This is a genomic window from Ferriphaselus amnicola (assembly GCF_000974685.2).
GTDB classification, from domain to species: Bacteria; Pseudomonadota; Gammaproteobacteria; order Burkholderiales; family Gallionellaceae; genus Ferriphaselus; species Ferriphaselus amnicola.
Genome location: NZ_AP018738.1, coordinates 586,185 through 601,199 on the forward strand (window position 1 = coordinate 586,185; position 15,015 = coordinate 601,199).

12 protein-coding genes are annotated in these 15,015 nt (G+C 52.2%); 6 read left to right on the forward strand and 6 right to left on the reverse strand.

From position 1 onward, the window contains the following. Window positions 1-12: 12 nt before the first annotated feature. Genes lptB through OYT1_RS02810 form a run of 5 tightly spaced genes read right to left on the reverse strand, consistent with a single transcriptional unit; the run spans window position 13 to window position 3,355 of the window. Window positions 13-735: an LPS export ABC transporter ATP-binding protein gene (lptB, locus tag OYT1_RS02790; protein ID WP_062625442.1), complete on the reverse strand. Its 723-nt coding sequence runs from the start codon at window positions 733-735 to the stop codon at window positions 13-15. After that, window positions 732-1,301 carry a lipopolysaccharide transport periplasmic protein LptA gene (gene lptA, locus OYT1_RS02795; protein ID WP_084611879.1) on the reverse strand — a complete coding sequence of 190 codons (570 nt, stop codon included), beginning with the start codon at window positions 1,299-1,301 and terminating at the stop codon, window positions 732-734. The genes lptB and lptA overlap by 4 nt, the downstream gene beginning before the upstream one ends. After that, on the reverse strand, window positions 1,285-1,908 hold the full coding sequence (lptC, locus tag OYT1_RS02800; protein WP_084611878.1) for an LPS export ABC transporter periplasmic protein LptC: 624 nt from the start codon (window positions 1,906-1,908) through the stop codon (window positions 1,285-1,287). The genes lptA and lptC overlap by 17 nt, the downstream gene beginning before the upstream one ends. Continuing rightward, window positions 1,851-2,369, reverse strand: coding sequence for a KdsC family phosphatase (locus OYT1_RS02805; RefSeq protein WP_062625440.1), 519 nt, complete (start codon window positions 2,367-2,369; stop codon window positions 1,851-1,853). The genes lptC and OYT1_RS02805 overlap by 58 nt, the downstream gene beginning before the upstream one ends. Beyond that, entirely contained in the window at window positions 2,369-3,355 is a 987-nt protein-coding gene (locus OYT1_RS02810) for a KpsF/GutQ family sugar-phosphate isomerase (protein WP_062625439.1), read from the reverse strand. The genes OYT1_RS02805 and OYT1_RS02810 overlap by 1 nt, the downstream gene beginning before the upstream one ends. Before the next feature lie 76 nt (window positions 3,356-3,431). Here OYT1_RS02810 and OYT1_RS02815 point away from each other — a divergent pair, with 76 nt between their 5' ends. Beyond that, entirely contained in the window at window positions 3,432-5,405 is a 1,974-nt protein-coding gene (locus tag OYT1_RS02815; RefSeq protein WP_062625438.1) for a monovalent cation:proton antiporter family protein, read from the forward strand. Window positions 5,406-5,441: 36 nt separating this feature from the next. On the opposite strand, the gene OYT1_RS02820 is transcribed toward OYT1_RS02815, so the two are convergent. Continuing rightward, window positions 5,442-6,122, reverse strand: coding sequence for a prepilin-type N-terminal cleavage/methylation domain-containing protein (locus OYT1_RS02820; protein WP_062625437.1), 681 nt, complete (start codon window positions 6,120-6,122; stop codon window positions 5,442-5,444). Window positions 6,123-6,500: 378 nt separating this feature from the next. Between OYT1_RS02820 and OYT1_RS02825 the strand changes: the two genes are divergently transcribed. From OYT1_RS02825 to OYT1_RS02845, 5 genes are all read left to right on the forward strand, one after another. Beyond that, complete coding sequence (locus tag OYT1_RS02825) at window positions 6,501-7,730, forward strand: hypothetical protein (RefSeq protein ID WP_062625436.1); 1,230 nt, start codon at window positions 6,501-6,503, stop codon at window positions 7,728-7,730. Between the two features lie 283 nt (window positions 7,731-8,013). Further along, a complete protein-coding gene (locus tag OYT1_RS02830) occupies window positions 8,014-10,266 on the forward strand; it encodes a cellulose biosynthesis cyclic di-GMP-binding regulatory protein BcsB (RefSeq protein ID WP_172588498.1) in 2,253 nt (750 codons plus the stop codon). Between the two features lie 89 nt (window positions 10,267-10,355). After that, window positions 10,356-12,239, forward strand: a complete 1,884-nt coding sequence (locus tag OYT1_RS02835) for a glycosyltransferase family 2 protein (protein ID WP_062625434.1) — start codon at window positions 10,356-10,358, stop codon at window positions 12,237-12,239. A 33-nt stretch (window positions 12,240-12,272) separates the two neighbouring features. Further along, entirely contained in the window at window positions 12,273-13,886 is a 1,614-nt protein-coding gene (locus tag OYT1_RS02840) for a hypothetical protein (protein WP_062625433.1), read from the forward strand. A gap of 14 nt (window positions 13,887-13,900) precedes the next feature. Next, window positions 13,901-14,998: a glycoside hydrolase family 113 gene (locus tag OYT1_RS02845; protein WP_145983659.1), complete on the forward strand. Its 1,098-nt coding sequence runs from the start codon at window positions 13,901-13,903 to the stop codon at window positions 14,996-14,998. Window positions 14,999-15,015: the final 17 nt, after the last annotated feature.

Genomic DNA, 15,015 nt, shown 5'->3' on the forward strand with positions numbered 1-15,015 from the left:
TGGGCGTCACTTTTATAGTTTGAAGTGCTCGCCGAGATACACTTTCCTCACGGCTTCATTATAGATGATTTCCTCGGGCTTGCCTTCCGCCATCACTGCGCCAGCGTTGATGATGTAGGCGCGGTCGCAGATGCCCAAGGTTTCCCGCACGTTATGGTCGGTAATCAGCACACCGATGCCGCGTTCTTTGAGAAAACGGATGATCTTCTGGATATCTAGCACGGCGATGGGGTCAACGCCGGCAAAGGGTTCATCCAGCAGAATAAAACGCGGATCGGTGGCCAGCGCGCGTGCGATCTCGCAGCGCCGTCGTTCGCCTCCAGAGAGACTCATGGCGGGATTGTCGCGTATGTGGCTGATATGTAACTCGTCTAGCAAGGTTTCTAGCGTCGATTCCTGTTGGGCGAGAGGGAGTCCGCGCAACTCCAGTACGGCGCGAATGTTTTCGGCCACCGTCAAGCGACGGAAAATCGAGGCCTCTTGTGGCAGATAGCCTAGTCCTAATTGGGCACGGCGATGAATGGGCGCATGAGTGATCTTGTGCTGGTCGATGTAGATGTCTCCGCCATCTGCTGCAACCAAGCCTACGATCATATAGAAGCTGGTGGTTTTTCCTGCACCGTTAGGGCCGAGCAGGCCGACCACTTCGCCGCTGTGCACGGATAGAGATACGTCTTGCACCACAGTGCGGGCGCGGTACTGCTTCCTCAGCGAGGTGGTGCGCAATTCACTCATGGCTTACCTAAACTGGTCGAAGGCCGGATGGACACTGGATCCGTGGGGGCTGGGATGCTCTCGTTCCTAGGCTGAATGACTGCGCGAACTCGGCCTCGCTGGCCGGAATTCGGAGTTCGCGAGCTGTCCACATGGAATATCTCGGTCTTGGAGTCATAGGTGATGTGATCGCCATGAACTTCGTCGTTACTGCGCTTCATGCTGGCTTCGCCGAAGAGTTCTAGGAATTCATTCTGCGTGTCGTACTCGATGCGCTGTCCGTTACCTTCGATGATTTCATCCACGCCTTCGCGCTTCTGTCTGAACTGAGCGGGTTTGCCTGTGACGGTGCCATGCTTGTCACCAGCGGCGGTTTCTGTGACTACGATCTTGTCGCCCGTGATCATTAGCGTGCCTTGGATGAGTCTGACGTTGCCTTCAAAGATGCTGATCTGCTTCGCATCGTCAATGTTGACGGTGTTGGCATCCAAATACATCGGTTGGTTGCGATCAGCACGCTCCGCCCAAGCCGACGATGCGCCAAGTAGTAGGAGGCAGAGCAAGAGAGCATCAATTCGCAGCAACATGTTCGCTTCTTACGTGTGACAGCAGCTTGATGGTCTGCGTCTTGTTATCTAAGGTCATGCCGATGGCACTCACGAGATTGTGAGCATCGCGCATGGTGACGGGGCGGTCGGTCTCCGCGTAGTCTTCGCTCGGCAGAGCTCGCAGATACGTGGTGGTGAAGACGCGCTCACTGGCGGCTGTGCTAGCAGCGCGCACGATGCGCACATCGCCACGCAAGATGGTTTCGTCGCGATGGAAAGTCGTGCCAGTTTGAGCGGTGGTGTGTAGTGTCGGGCGATTAGGTGTAAGGGCGATGATCTCGGGCTGCTCTAGATGCAGCGAGTCATCATCGGGGTAATGTCTCATCTCGTGGGCGTTGATGCGATGATGAGGCTTGCCTTGTTCGTCCAGTGCGGTGGCTCGGAAGTTATTGACGATGAAATCGGGATCGTGCCGCTTGCTGCTGTCGGCTTGGGCGAGCAGTGGCCCCACTTGCTGGTCCAGCCAGTAGGTGCCAGCCAATACCAGAAGCAGAGGCAGTAGCGGCAACCAGTTGCGCAGTTTTTCGATCATGCGAGGTAGGGGGCGAGTTGTGCGTCCAGCGTGCCTTGCGCTGACATTAGCCATTCGCAGACTTCGCGTACTGCGCCGTGCCCTGCTTGGCGTTGCGTGACGTATTGAGCGTGACTCTGCACGATCTGGGGCGCGGCGGGAACGCTGATCGCTAATCCGACGTGGCGCATGGCGGGTAGATCGACCACGTCATCGCCCATGAACGCGGCATGCTCAGGCGCAATATTCAATTCGGCCAGCAGTGTTTTAATGGCGGCGCGTTTGTCATGTACGCCTTGATAGACGTTGGTGATGCCGAGATTTTTGGCGCGCAGTTCGACGCAATGCGAGGTGCGCCCGGTGATGATGGCCAGCTCGACGCCGGAAGTTTTTAGCATTTTCAAGCCGTGGCCATCGAGCGAGTTGAAGCGCTTGAACTCCTCACCGGAGTCCGATAGATAGAGGCCGCCGTCAGTCATGATGCCGTCAATGTCAAAGGCGATGAGACGGATCTGTTTGGCGATTGCTATGGACATCAGATGACTTTCGCTTTCAGTAGATCGTGCATGTTGAGTGCACCAACCAGTACATTGTCTGTGTTCACTACGAGCATCTGGCTGATGTTGTGGCGCTCCATCAGTTCCACTGCGGCGACCGCTAAGTCGTCTGGGTGAATGCTGCGCGGATTGTGCGACATCACGCTGGCGATGGGTGTGGCCTTGAAGTCGAATTGCTTTTCCAGAGTGCGGCGCAGATCACCGTCGGTGTAGATGCCGAGGACGTGTTGTTGTCCATCTACGATGGCGGTCATGCCTAAGCCTTTACGTGACATCTCCAATACAGCATCGGCTAATGTGGCGGCTTCGCCAACCGCAGGAATTTGTGCGTCCGTGTGCATGATGTCGCGGACGTGGGTGAGCAAGCGCCGCCCCAAGCTGCCGCCGGGGTGAGATCGGGCGAAGTCTTCTTTACCGAAGCCCTTGGCATCGAGTAGCACGACCGCCAGCGCGTCGCCCAAAGCCAATGCGGCCGTGGTACTCGCCGTTGGTGCAAGACCCATCGGGCAGGCTTCTTTGGTGATGGCGCCATCTAGATGTACATCGGCGGCTAACGCTAGGCTGGATCGTGGATTGCCGGTCAAGCTGATGAGCTTGGCACCTTGTCGTTTGATAACCGGAATGATGGTTTGCAGCTCGGAACTTTCGCCTGAGTAGGATAGTGCGATGAAAACATCCTGCGAGGTGATCATGCCTAGATCGCCATGGCTGGCCTCGCCCGGATGCACAAAGTAAGCTGGTGTACCCGTGCTGGAGAGTGTCGCTGCGATCTTGCGCGCGATATGGCCGCTCTTGCCCATGCCGCTGACGATGACGCGCCCATGGCAGCCGAGAATGGTGTTTACCGCACTGACGAAATTCTCATCTAGGCGCTCGGAGAGTGCTTGCACTGCGGCAGCTTCGATTTGGAGCACTTCGCGCGCGAGAGTAAGAGCGTGCGGTGCGGCGGAAAGCGGAGGGTTCATGGTGGGGAATTATAGCAGCGGGGGTTTTTAGTGGTGAAGTTTTGAAAATATCCCGTAATTCCGGCATCATCGGGGCATGGATCATGGATTGCAAGTCGTATTGGTGTTGTTGGCGGTCGCTGTCATGGTGGTCGTGCTGTGTCGCGTACTTCATTTGCCGGTGGTATTGGGTTACATCGCGGTCGGTATTTTGATTGGTCCGCATGCGCTGGGATGGGTTGCTGATGCCCCGCAGGCTCGACATCTGGCTGAGTTTGGTGTGGTGTTTTTGATGTTCAGTATCGGGCTGGAATTCAGTCTGGCAAAACTTCGTGCGATGCGCCGCATCGTATTCGGTCTGGGTAGCGCGCAAGTCATAGTCACACTCTCGGTAGTGCTTGGGGTGGCGGTGCTGTTTGGATTGGATTGGCGTACCGGCGTGGCGCTGGGAGGGGTGTTGGCGATGTCTTCGACCGCCATCGTAAGCAAGATGCTGGCTGAGCGCGCAGAGCTGAATGCGCCATTCGGGCAGCAGATTATGGGCGTGTTGCTGTTTCAAGATTTGGCAGTTGTGCCGCTGCTGATTGTCATCCCAGCGCTGGCGAGCGCGAGCGGTGATTTGACCTATACATTAGTGGCGGCCTTGATCAAGGGGGCGCTGGCGCTGTCGGCGCTACTATTATTCGGTCAGCGACTGATGCGTCCGTGGTTTCATGTGGTTGCACGTCAAAAGTCCCCTGAGTTGTTCATGCTCAACGTGTTGCTCATCACGTTGGGATTGGCCTACCTGACCGATCTGGCTGGGTTGTCGATGGCACTGGGGGCATTCGTTGCGGGCATCTTGATTGCGGAGACTGAGTATCGCTTGCAGGTTGAAGAGGATATTCGCCCATTCCGTGATGTGTTGATGGGTTTGTTCTTCATCACCATAGGCATGATGCTGAACGTGCGCGAGATGATTTCGGATATTGGCTGGATACTCTTGGTGTTGTTGGCCTTGCTGATATTCAAAGCGGTGATCGTGGCAGGTTTGGCTCGCATTTTTGGGGTAGGCTGGGGGGTGGCATTGCATACCGGTTTGGGCTTGGCGCAAGCTGGTGAATTTGGTTTTGTGTTGCTCACGGATGCAGCTAACGCACACTTGATGAGCGAATGGGTGGGGCAGATCGTCTTGGCGGCGATGTTGCTGTCCATGCTGATTGCGCCATTCCTGCTTATGTATGCTGACCGCATTGTGCGTCGTCTGTCGCCAGATGCTTGGATGTATAGCGCCATGCAGATGCATCAAATTGCGGTGCGTAGCATGAGTTCACAGGGACATGTGATCATTTGCGGCTATGGGCGTAGCGGTCAGACGCTGGCTAAATTTTTGCGCGATGAAGGCATCCGTTTTATTGCGTTGGATACTGACTCCAGTCGAGTGCGCAGCGCCGATGCTGAAGGCGGTGAAGTGGTGTTTGGTGATGCGTCTAAGCGAGAAGCGCTGCTGGCAGCAGGCTTGATGCGCGCTAAAACGCTGGTCGTGAGTTACAACGATAAGCCTTCGGCGCTTAAGATTTTGCATTTGGCGCAAGAGCTGCGACCAGGTTTGCCGGTGGTGGTGCGTGCCCATGATGAAAGTCAGATTGATGTATTCAGGCGGGCTGGCGCGGCAGAGGTGGTGGCGGAAATACACGAAGGCAGCGTGATGTTGGCGACGCAGGCCTTGCTGATGTCTGGTGTGCCGCTGAATCGTGTGATGCGGCGCTTGCGCGAGAGTCGGGCGCGTAGCTATCGAGCATTCGATGGTTTTTTGCGTTCATCCGACGGTGAGACGGATGATGTGGATGAAGATTTGCAGTTGCGTTTGCACAGTGTGTTGTTGGATGTGCTGGACAGTGCTGTGGGAATGTCATTGGAGCAAATCAATCTGGAAGCGCTGGAGGTTGAAGTGAATGCCGTTCGTCGTCATGGAGTGTTGGGCAGTCGGCCTTCGGGCGATATGGTGTTGCGAGCTGGTGATGTGCTTGTTCTATTGGGTCAGACGGTTGCTTTGGCAGAGGCCGAGCAATTATTGCGCAGCGGCAAGTAAATTCCTCTCCCATTCAGAGAGAGGAGTTCGGTCAGTTCAGACTCCCATGCAAACGGTGTAGCTAGTTGTGTCCTCCACGCTATTCGTAGCGGTTGCTGCATTGCCGATGGCGTAGCCGCTGGTTGGCGTGGCTAACATTGCGCCGGTCGCCGTATTGCCATCGTCGATCTGCAAATCCAGTTGTTTGACGTATTTACCTGAAATATTGCTAGAGCAGATGACGTAACTCCCACGGATGGCATTGCTTGAGCCGTCCTTGATCGGTGAGTTGGCGGCTGTGCTTGTGCCACTTTGGATGCCAATCGTGCCGCCCGTAGCGTTGGTGGGGAGGTATTCGGCGGCGGATGTTGATGTGGCTCCGGCAACCAGATTGGCTAGTCGAATGTGCTGCCAGAACAAATATGACTCGTCAGTTACTGTTGTGCTGTTCCAGTTGCCGTTGATTACGCCATTACCTATTGAATTGGTGGGCGTGGTGGCGGCTGTTCCTCCGGTTAGGTGTGTGCTGGCCGCCGCATCGTCGCCGGGCAGAGCGCGGTATTTGTCCTGATAGCTGTAGATGAAGAGTGGAGTATTGCGAAAATCCCCCGCCAGATTCTTTACCTTGGCGCTACTGATGAGCTCTTCGCCTTTAAGCACGCCGCCGAGTAGTAAGCCGATGATGACTAGCACGATAGCGATTTCGATCAGGGTGAAGCCGGATTGATTGCGATTCATGATGTTCTCCTTGTGAGCGCAACCGAACTGGTTGCACTCACACAGATTGCAAAACTTATGCCGGTCTTTGTTGAGTTGTGCGACACCTTGTATTTAAAGGAAATTAGTAAAACTAGAGCTGTGGGAAATGACCGAAGTTAACGATATCTCGTTAACGAAGTGGCGAAAGTTGGTTAGGGTAACTTTGTTGGGTTGGCGGTAGCGGGTTGGATCTCAATTTACCTAGGGGGTGGCTTTGTTGCAAAAATGAAACACTTTAAGGCGAAAGTTTTGACAGGGTTGTATGCATATCGTTAAGGTGCGCTCCGTAGCTGCAGAGGGGTTTTCGCAGTTATCCCAAGTGGGTTGTCCAAATAAACTTTTTCTCGAGGAGAAATTATGAAAAAAGTAGCTCTGACTCTGGCTGGTGTTCTGGCCGCTGCAGCGTTTGCTCCAGAAGCATCCGCATTGCCAGTATTCGCTCGCCAAACTGGCGCAGCATGTTCCGCATGTCACTTCCAACACTTTCCTTTGTTGAATGCTTTTGGCCGTTCGTTCAAGGCATCGGGTTACACCCAAATCTCTCAAGCTCAAGTGGAAGGCGAACATCTGTCCATCCCGGCAAACCTGAACTTCGGTGCTTTGGTGACTGCTGGCTATGAAGATCAATCCAAGGCTGCTGGTGCGGTTGCATCCAATCAAAATATCTTCGTTCCAGGTACTGGTGGCGAAATGCAATTGTTCTGGGGTGGTCGTATCAATGACTTCGCTGGTTTCCTGTCCGAATTCGGTACCGCTGGTGCTGCTTCCGCTGGTAGCGGCAAGATTCTGATGTTGCCTGAAATCACTGGCGACATCCGTGGCGGTCTGGTGCTGTACTCCATCGGTCAAGATGCAGCTGGTGCGTTTGAACTGCTGAATACTGGCGCTACTTCCATCCATCGTCTGATGGGTAATGGCGGTATGGGTGGTCAGCACATCATGGCTTACTCGGCGCGTCAATACGTTGCTGCTGAGGCTGGCGCAACTGGTGCCGCAGCTGTTGTTGCGCACCCGAACGGTTTCGTGAATATCTCCCGTTACATCAACGTGGGTAACGGCGTTGCTGGTGGTACTAATGGTGTTGGCCTGCCATTCACCTATATCCGTGCTGCTGGTATCGTCGATGTGGCTGGTTTCGAAACTGGTTTCGGCATCCAAAATTGGAGCGGTAAGGCAAGTGCACTGGCTGGCGCAGCAACTGAAAAGGCAACTGTGATTGATGCGCAGATGCAAGGTGAAGTAGCTGGTATGCCACTAGGCTTGTATGCTTCTTACGGTACTGCCGGTGCAGATGCTATCAATCCTAACAACTTCAACCTTGGCATTGCTACAAGAAGCTCCTTCAACATTGCCGCTGAATTGGGCGTTCTGCCAGGTCATGCAACTGTTCAAGCTGCGATTCGTTCCGGTAAGAATGGTGCTGGCGCAGGTGTTGATGGTGACAATGCATTCATGATCGGCGCAACTTACGAGCTGTCCATGAATCAAGAGTTGACACTGCACTACACTACCCAATCCGGTTCTGCATGGAATGCAAATCCGATTGGCAAGAATGCAGTTACCTTGCTGCTCGAAACCCTGTTCTAATCACGACAGACGGATTTTTCAGAGTTTCGACGAATCTGTCTGAAATGATAGGGTGATGTAAAAAGGGGAGGGAAACTTCCCCTTTTTTATTGGTAAGTCGAATTACCCTTTGTTTATTTGAATTAATGTTGTTGCAGTTTTGAGTCAACTATAGAATAATTCCTACAAGCTTTAATGGACATTTCTAGTCCAAATCCGTAGGTAAGATTGAGGGATGCTCCGCCGTTTTGGCGTGAGCGCAGCTGTCAGAGTGGCAGGAATATTTGCAATAAAGGGGAATCAATTGGCGAAAATCAGTCGGACTGGGTTTGTGATGGCACTTGGAGTGCCAGTTGCGCTTCTGCTCGTTCATATAGGGCAGTCGTTGGCTGCCGATGTGAAGGGTATCGATGTTTCGCTTCCTGCTGTTGCTGCGCAGTCTCCTGCCAAGGTCTCGACTCCTGCGAAGGGTGTGCCTAAAGATAAGTCATCTTTGTCTACTGTGACCATCGTTGCACCCGGAGGTAAAGTCGAGGTGGTGAGTGCGCCAGCTGCGGCGAAGGCTTCGGTGGCTAAGTCGGTTGTGTCCCCTGCAAAAAAGACAGTAGTGGCTAAGGTGGCTTCCAAGAAGCTGGAAGTGAAGGCTGCTGCGGAAAAGAAGACTGCGGAAAAGAAGGCTCCTGAGTCGGGTGTTCGTCAAGTCGAAATCGAGACTTCTTTGTCTGACCTTGGTTATCGGAACGGTTTTCAGTTTGATGGTGTTCAGTCCATACACGACGAGGCGGTATTTTTCCCTGTCCCCAAGGATGCCAATATCCAGTCTGGTCGAGTGCGTTTGCACTATCGCGCTTCGGCGATGCTGCATAAACAATCCAATGTTCGTGTCTATGTGAATCACGTTCCTATGGTCGCTTCTAGCTTGTCAAGTGATGGCGATCAGGTTCTCGATGTGCCGGTCAGAAAAAGTGACCTGGTAACTAAGGACGGATTTGTTCGTGTTGAAATAAAAGTTTCGATGTTGTTCTCTGATGATCGCTGTTTGGATGAGCGTATTAATGGTGGTTATTTCTACGTTAAGCCCGAAACTTCGCTGCTGGTAACTTTGCGTGATGAGGCATCCTCCTTGCGCGGTGCTTGGGATTTGCTCCCGCAAGAGGTTAAGGTCGGTTTGCCTTCCGGTGCAGTTACGCAAGAAGTATTCTCGGCGGCTTGGGCGTTGGATGAATTGTTGGCGCGCCAAAATAAAAAAGTGTCATTTGTGCGCCTGCCGGAGGTTGGTGATATCGTAATTGCACCTGATGCTGAGATTCAGTCGGTATTTCATCAAGTGGCTGCTGGCTCCAATGTTTCATTGATCGGCGTGGGTGATGGACGTAGAAATGCAATTGCACTTTCTGAGCCATTTGATGTGACGCCGTTTTATTTGTTGTCTTCGAAATGGCGCAGTTTGGCTTCGGGTTCACAGTATCAAATCTTCCCGTTAGAGCAAGGTAAGGTTGGTAGCGACGATAAGTATCGCATGCTGCTGGGTGATATGGGTCTGAGTACCGAGACTCACTATGTTGATCGAATCGTCGAGTGGAATTTTGTATATTCCGCCGATAAACTTCCAGCTGGTTATGCGCCGCAAAGCCTTGAGTTTGATGTTACGGCCACGCCGGCAAGTGTCGAGCATCCGGCGATGTTTTATGTCTATCTGAATGACGTGCTGCAACAAGCGATACGTCTGGAAAATGACGGTAAGACTCATCGCGTAAGTGTCTCTGTTCCAAAAGAGGGTTTGGCAAGACATAATGCGATTCGTCTGGTAACACAACGTGAGTACCTTGAGGGCGACTGTCGTGGTGACTTGCCGCGCTTCCCCGTGCAAATCATGCCTACCAGCTCGATGGTCGTGACGCGACAAGCAAGCGAGGCTCCCAAGGAGTTCTTGGAGTTGGGTACTTACTTTCGAGAGGGTTTTGATACCTATCTACCAAAGAGTTACCTGCAAAACCCAGCGCAAGTGCTCAATCTCCTGACACGTCTAGTCATTGATCAGGCGCTAGCCGTCGATGTGAAGCGAGTTCAGTTTTATGAGGCGGGTGCGGCAATTAAGCCTGAGAAACCTTTCCTTGTGCTTGGTCGTGCCAATATTGATTTGGACTATCAGCCGGTTCGCTTCGATAAAGGCCATATTCAGGTATTAGGTGAGAATGGTGCTAAGTTGCTGGATGTGGATCGCTTGCCGGGAGTTGCCATCGCTCAGATTGTAAGAACTAGCAGTGTATCCGGTCTGTGGGTTGCGCCAGGACAGGATAGTCTTACCCTGACAGCGAGCAATTTTCAGTTTGATCATGATGATGTGTCCTTTATAGATGGATCTGGCGTCTTGTTGACTTTGAACTCTCGCCATCCGGGTGGTGTGCGCTTGTACTACCCGGGGCAGCGGTCTCTGTTGGAGTGGATTGAGGAATATAGATACTGGCTGTTGCTAGCCGCTTGGGTAGCTCTAACGCTGCTCGTGGTGTTCTTGTTCCGCCGTACTCGTCAGTCGGGTGCTCCAAGCGGCGAATAATTGTCGGATAGGGGTTGCGCGCGCCGTGTTGAGCCAGAGTTGGTGCAGCACGGCGATTGCGCCTTCTGAACTACCATCAGGAAGACGATATGACCGGTGAAAATGCAATCCCCAGAGTGCTAGTTGGCGAAATGCTGATTGAGCGCGGCTTGATTACGCGGGAGCAACTAGAAGCCGCACTTCAGTTACAGAAGCAATGGGGTACGCGGGTCGGCGATATTGTATTGGCCAAAGGCTGGGTCAAGCCTTTAGATTTCTATCGCATGCTGGCCGATCACTTTCACAAGCCTTTCGTCGATCTCCTGAAGCAACCCCCCGATCCTGCACTGATCGATACAAACGACATTACCTATTACAACTCGCTTCTTTATCTTCCGTGGCAAGTCCGGGATGGCGTAACGTATATCGCAATTGCTGACCCAAGCGAGGCAGCTATGCGTCACGCCCGTGAGCGTTTTGGCATTGTTGATTTCGTGATTACCTCAAAGTTTGACGTGTTGTGGTTATTGCAAAACAGTAACGACGATTACTTTACTCACAACGCGATCCGCAAACTGGCGGAGCAGATGCCCGAGCACTCTGCGAGTGTGGTGTTTACACGTCCACAGATTATTGCTTTTGCAACGGTGATTATGCTGTTCCTAATCGCGTTGACAATTTGGCCGATGTACACCGTGGTTTCTTTGAATCTGGTGGTTGCCTCGTTGTTGATGCTGACTTTTGCTTTTCGTGCCACCTTGGCATGGGTTGGCAGTGACCGCCATATTGACATCAAGGTGACTGATCATCAGGTCAAGATGCTGAGAGATATCGATCTCCCTATCTACACGGTATTGATGCCGATGTACAAAGAGGAAGCGATTCTGCCTTATTTGGCTAAGGCGATGCGAAGTCTGGATTATCCACTTTCAAAGCTTGACATTAAGCTGGTGCTGGAAGAAGACGACGAAGGTACGATCAATGCTGCTAAAGCACTCGGTCTTGAGGCGATTTTCGAGATCATTCGTGTGCCAACCAGTTTTCCGAAGACTAAGCCCAAGGCATGTAACTACGCGCTGAACTTTGCGCGCGGCAAGTTTGTGACTATCTATGACGGGGAAGATCGACCCGAGCCAGACCAGTTGAAGAAAGCAGTGGTGGCATTCCAGCACGCTGCCGAGAACGTCGTTTGCATTCAAGGGCGATTGAACTACTTCAACGCATATGAGAACTGGTTGACTAGAATGTTCACTTTGGAATATTCGCTGTGGTTTGATTTCTTCTTGCCAGCACTTGAGGCATTGCGTATTCCCATTCCTCTTGGCGGAACTTCAAACCATTTCAAGATTGAACCTCTGATCCAGTTCGATGGATGGGACCCCTACAATGTGGCTGAAGATGCCGACTTGGGCGTCCGATTCACCCAATGCGGATTCAATGTGGCAGTTATGAATTCAACCACATTCGAAGAGGCCAATAACCACATCCCGAACTGGATTCGCCAACGCTCGCGCTGGATCAAAGGTTATATGCAAACCTACCTGGTGCATATGCGCGATCCGGTTGAGTTGTACCGAGCGATTGGTGGAGTCGGCTTCTGGGGATTTCAGTTCTTCTTTGCAGGTGCAATTATTAGCTACCTGATTGCTCCTTTCCTCTATGCCACATTTGTGATTTGGCTGATTGGCGGCGCAGAGCTTCTCAATCCAATCTTCCCCCCCATCGTGCTGGCGATTTCAATCTTCAACCTCACTTTGGGTAATGGCTATCTTATCTATTTGCTGATGGTAGGAGCGTTCAAGCGTAACAACTTCAAGCTTATTCCTTATGCGTTGACCGTTCCGTTTTACTGGTTGTTGATGTCTTTTGCCTCGTATAAGGCGCTTTGGCAGCTCATTTACAATCCGTTCTATTGGGAAAAGACGGTGCATGGAATCTCTAGTCATCAGGATGTGACGGAAGAGCCGACCGCAGCGCAGTCTGCTCCTTTGTGATGAAAACTGTCCGCTATTAGTTAACGAAAAGACATGCGTAAACAGCAAGAAAAAGAGTCATTCTTTATCAATCCGCAAACTGGACTGGTGTTCATGTTCGCGCTGGCGGCGTTGGGTATCGCATCGTGGTGGCCGATCTATCATAACTTTGTGAGTGAGCTGGCGATTGATCGTTGGTCGAAGATTATCGAGGCCTATGCTAGTGAAGACTTTCGAGTTGAGGATATTCGGCTGCTTTACCCGCATCTGACCAATCTGCTGTTGCTGTTGTTTTATCCCACCACGGGGCTGATCAAGTTCGCTGCACCCTATCTCATCTCGTGCATCTTTGGGGCAGGACTGTTAGCGCTGTGGAACTTTCACTTGCGTGAGAAGAACTATACTTTGCGTGACCGCATCATCTTGATGGCGTTGGTCGCCATACACCCCTATTTTTTATGGGGCGTCACTGACGGGTTACTCGGTGGCCTGAGTTTGTTGATGTTCTATCTCTTGTATTTGTCATCCGTGCGGCTGATCAAAGAGGCCGATGCGCGCTCCTTCATTATGTTGGGTGTGGTGTTTGGGGTGTATTTCTTTGTGGATGAGCGAACCCTGTTCATTTTTGTTGCGTTCTTGCCTCTGTTGCCGCTGATTGCGCCGCGCAACATGTTGAAGGCATCTCCATCTTCTGTCTATCTGATCATCGCGATGCCCTTGGTGTTGTCTGTGGTCTCTTGGGTGGTCTATCTAAGCTTTGTGCTTGATGAGGGCGCATGGCATTACATGAGCTCACCGGGTGAGTCCTTCCGTGGCGCATGGCACCAGGTGGCAGAGATCGAGTGGTTGCGTGATTACGGCGGATCATTCTTCTCCTCGTTGTTAGCCAGCATTGTTGTCGGTCTGATTTCTTATCCAGTTGTCTTATGGTTGGTATGGCGTGCACGACGTCACATTAAGTTGTTGCGAGACATTGAGGCATTGCTGGTTCATTTAAGTACAGCAACAGCATTGGCAACCGCGACCTTCTTCTTGGCTCACCCTGCCGACATGCTATATCTGACAGCGGCTGGAGTGATGGCCGCCATCGTGTTGCTGCCACGTGAGATCAGATGGTACCGGGGCGGACTATTTCTGATGTTGTTGATCAGCGCAATCGGAGGCTGGGTCAGTTTGTCTTGGAAGCCAACGGTTGAAATGCAACGCTGGACTAAGGCGATGAGTGGGGAAGTCCTCCCCTCTTATTTTCCAGAGGATGTCGCATTAGGACACTGGTTAGATAAAAATCGGATGCCCACTATGGTTGATGAGCATGCAGCATTCCGTGCTTTGGTGACGCGTGGTGATTCTGATGGCTTGATGCTCTCTTTTACTCAAGACTTTAAGAAGATGCTGCAAAAAGATGTGCCCACGGCAGATCAAGTGGTCGTGAGAGATCCTCAGTATATCCATGGCGACCGCACATCGTATGGCAGCGAAGTGTTCACTCAGCGCTTACCCGATGGCGTGACGCAGCGTTATCACGACATGTACAGTCATGGCATGGATGGCTACCATCTGGTTTACGATCAAGGTCATTGGCGAGTCTATCGACGCAATGAGGCTTCGCCGCTTGATGGTAGTGATAGTTTTACTCTAACTCAGGCTGAGTCGTTGAGAATCAAATGATCTTGAGTCGATTCATGGCGATGCATCCTGCGTCGTTATGTTGGATGCTGGTGTTTAGCTTCCTGCTGTCTGCATGTGAGCCCAGTGGAAAGCAAACCGATCCCAGTAAGGCTGCCGCCCCGTCCGAGCAGAGTCAGTCTAAGTTGGCCCGTCCATTGCCAGCACTGTATGGCGCTACGGTTCTGCAAACTAATGAAGTCAAGCTTGATTCGGGGTTGGCGCGTGAGTCATTCGAGCAGCTCAAGTTGTTAGGAGCCAACTCGGCGGTGCTTGTGCCATTCCTGCGCCAAGAAAAACCTCAGACGGATCATGTGGATTTTAGCGGGGAAGTCACCGATACGCAGTTAATCACTGGTATCCAGAGCATCCATGCGGCAGGAATGCAGGTTATCCTCAAGCCGCAGATTCTAATTGCTGGATCTTGGGCGGGGGCCGTCAACCCAGGCAACCCACAAGGCTGGGAGCGCTGGTTCGCAAGTTATCAAACAAAGATCATCCATTACGCTGAGATAGCTCAGGCCAATAAGGTTGAGCTGTTTGTCATTGGTACTGAACTCAAACAAGCCGATAAACTCCCTTACTGGCGTGGCCTGATTGCAGAGGTGCGTAAGGTGTACACCGGCAAGATAACTTATGCGGCGCATAACCTTGATGGTATAGAGCAATATGCTCATTGGGATCTGCTCGACATGATGGGGGTGACGCTTTACCCACCGTTAGGTAACACGGTTAACCGTGAGGTGATGCGCGACGCCATGCTGCAGGTCGTTATCGGGCTGAATAAACTCCATGAGCAACATGGTAAGCTCGTATTGGTGACGGAAGTTGGCATTCCCTCGGTGTATGGTGCGCAGACGATGCCGTGGGATTACTCAAAAAAGAAGTGTGATGCTCCAGCCGACGTTGACCTACAAGCTATGGTGTTGGATTTATGGCTGGAGGCGCTCAATAAATCATGGATCAGTGGTGTGCTGGTGTGGAATTGGTACAGCGACCCTTATGCAGGAGGGCGTTTCGATACTGATTACACGGTTCAGAACAAGCCTGCTGAGGCCGTGTTACGCTGCCGCTGGGGGATTTCTTGCAAAGATTCACTGACTCCGGCGGGCTAAAGCCCGCCGGGCTTTAT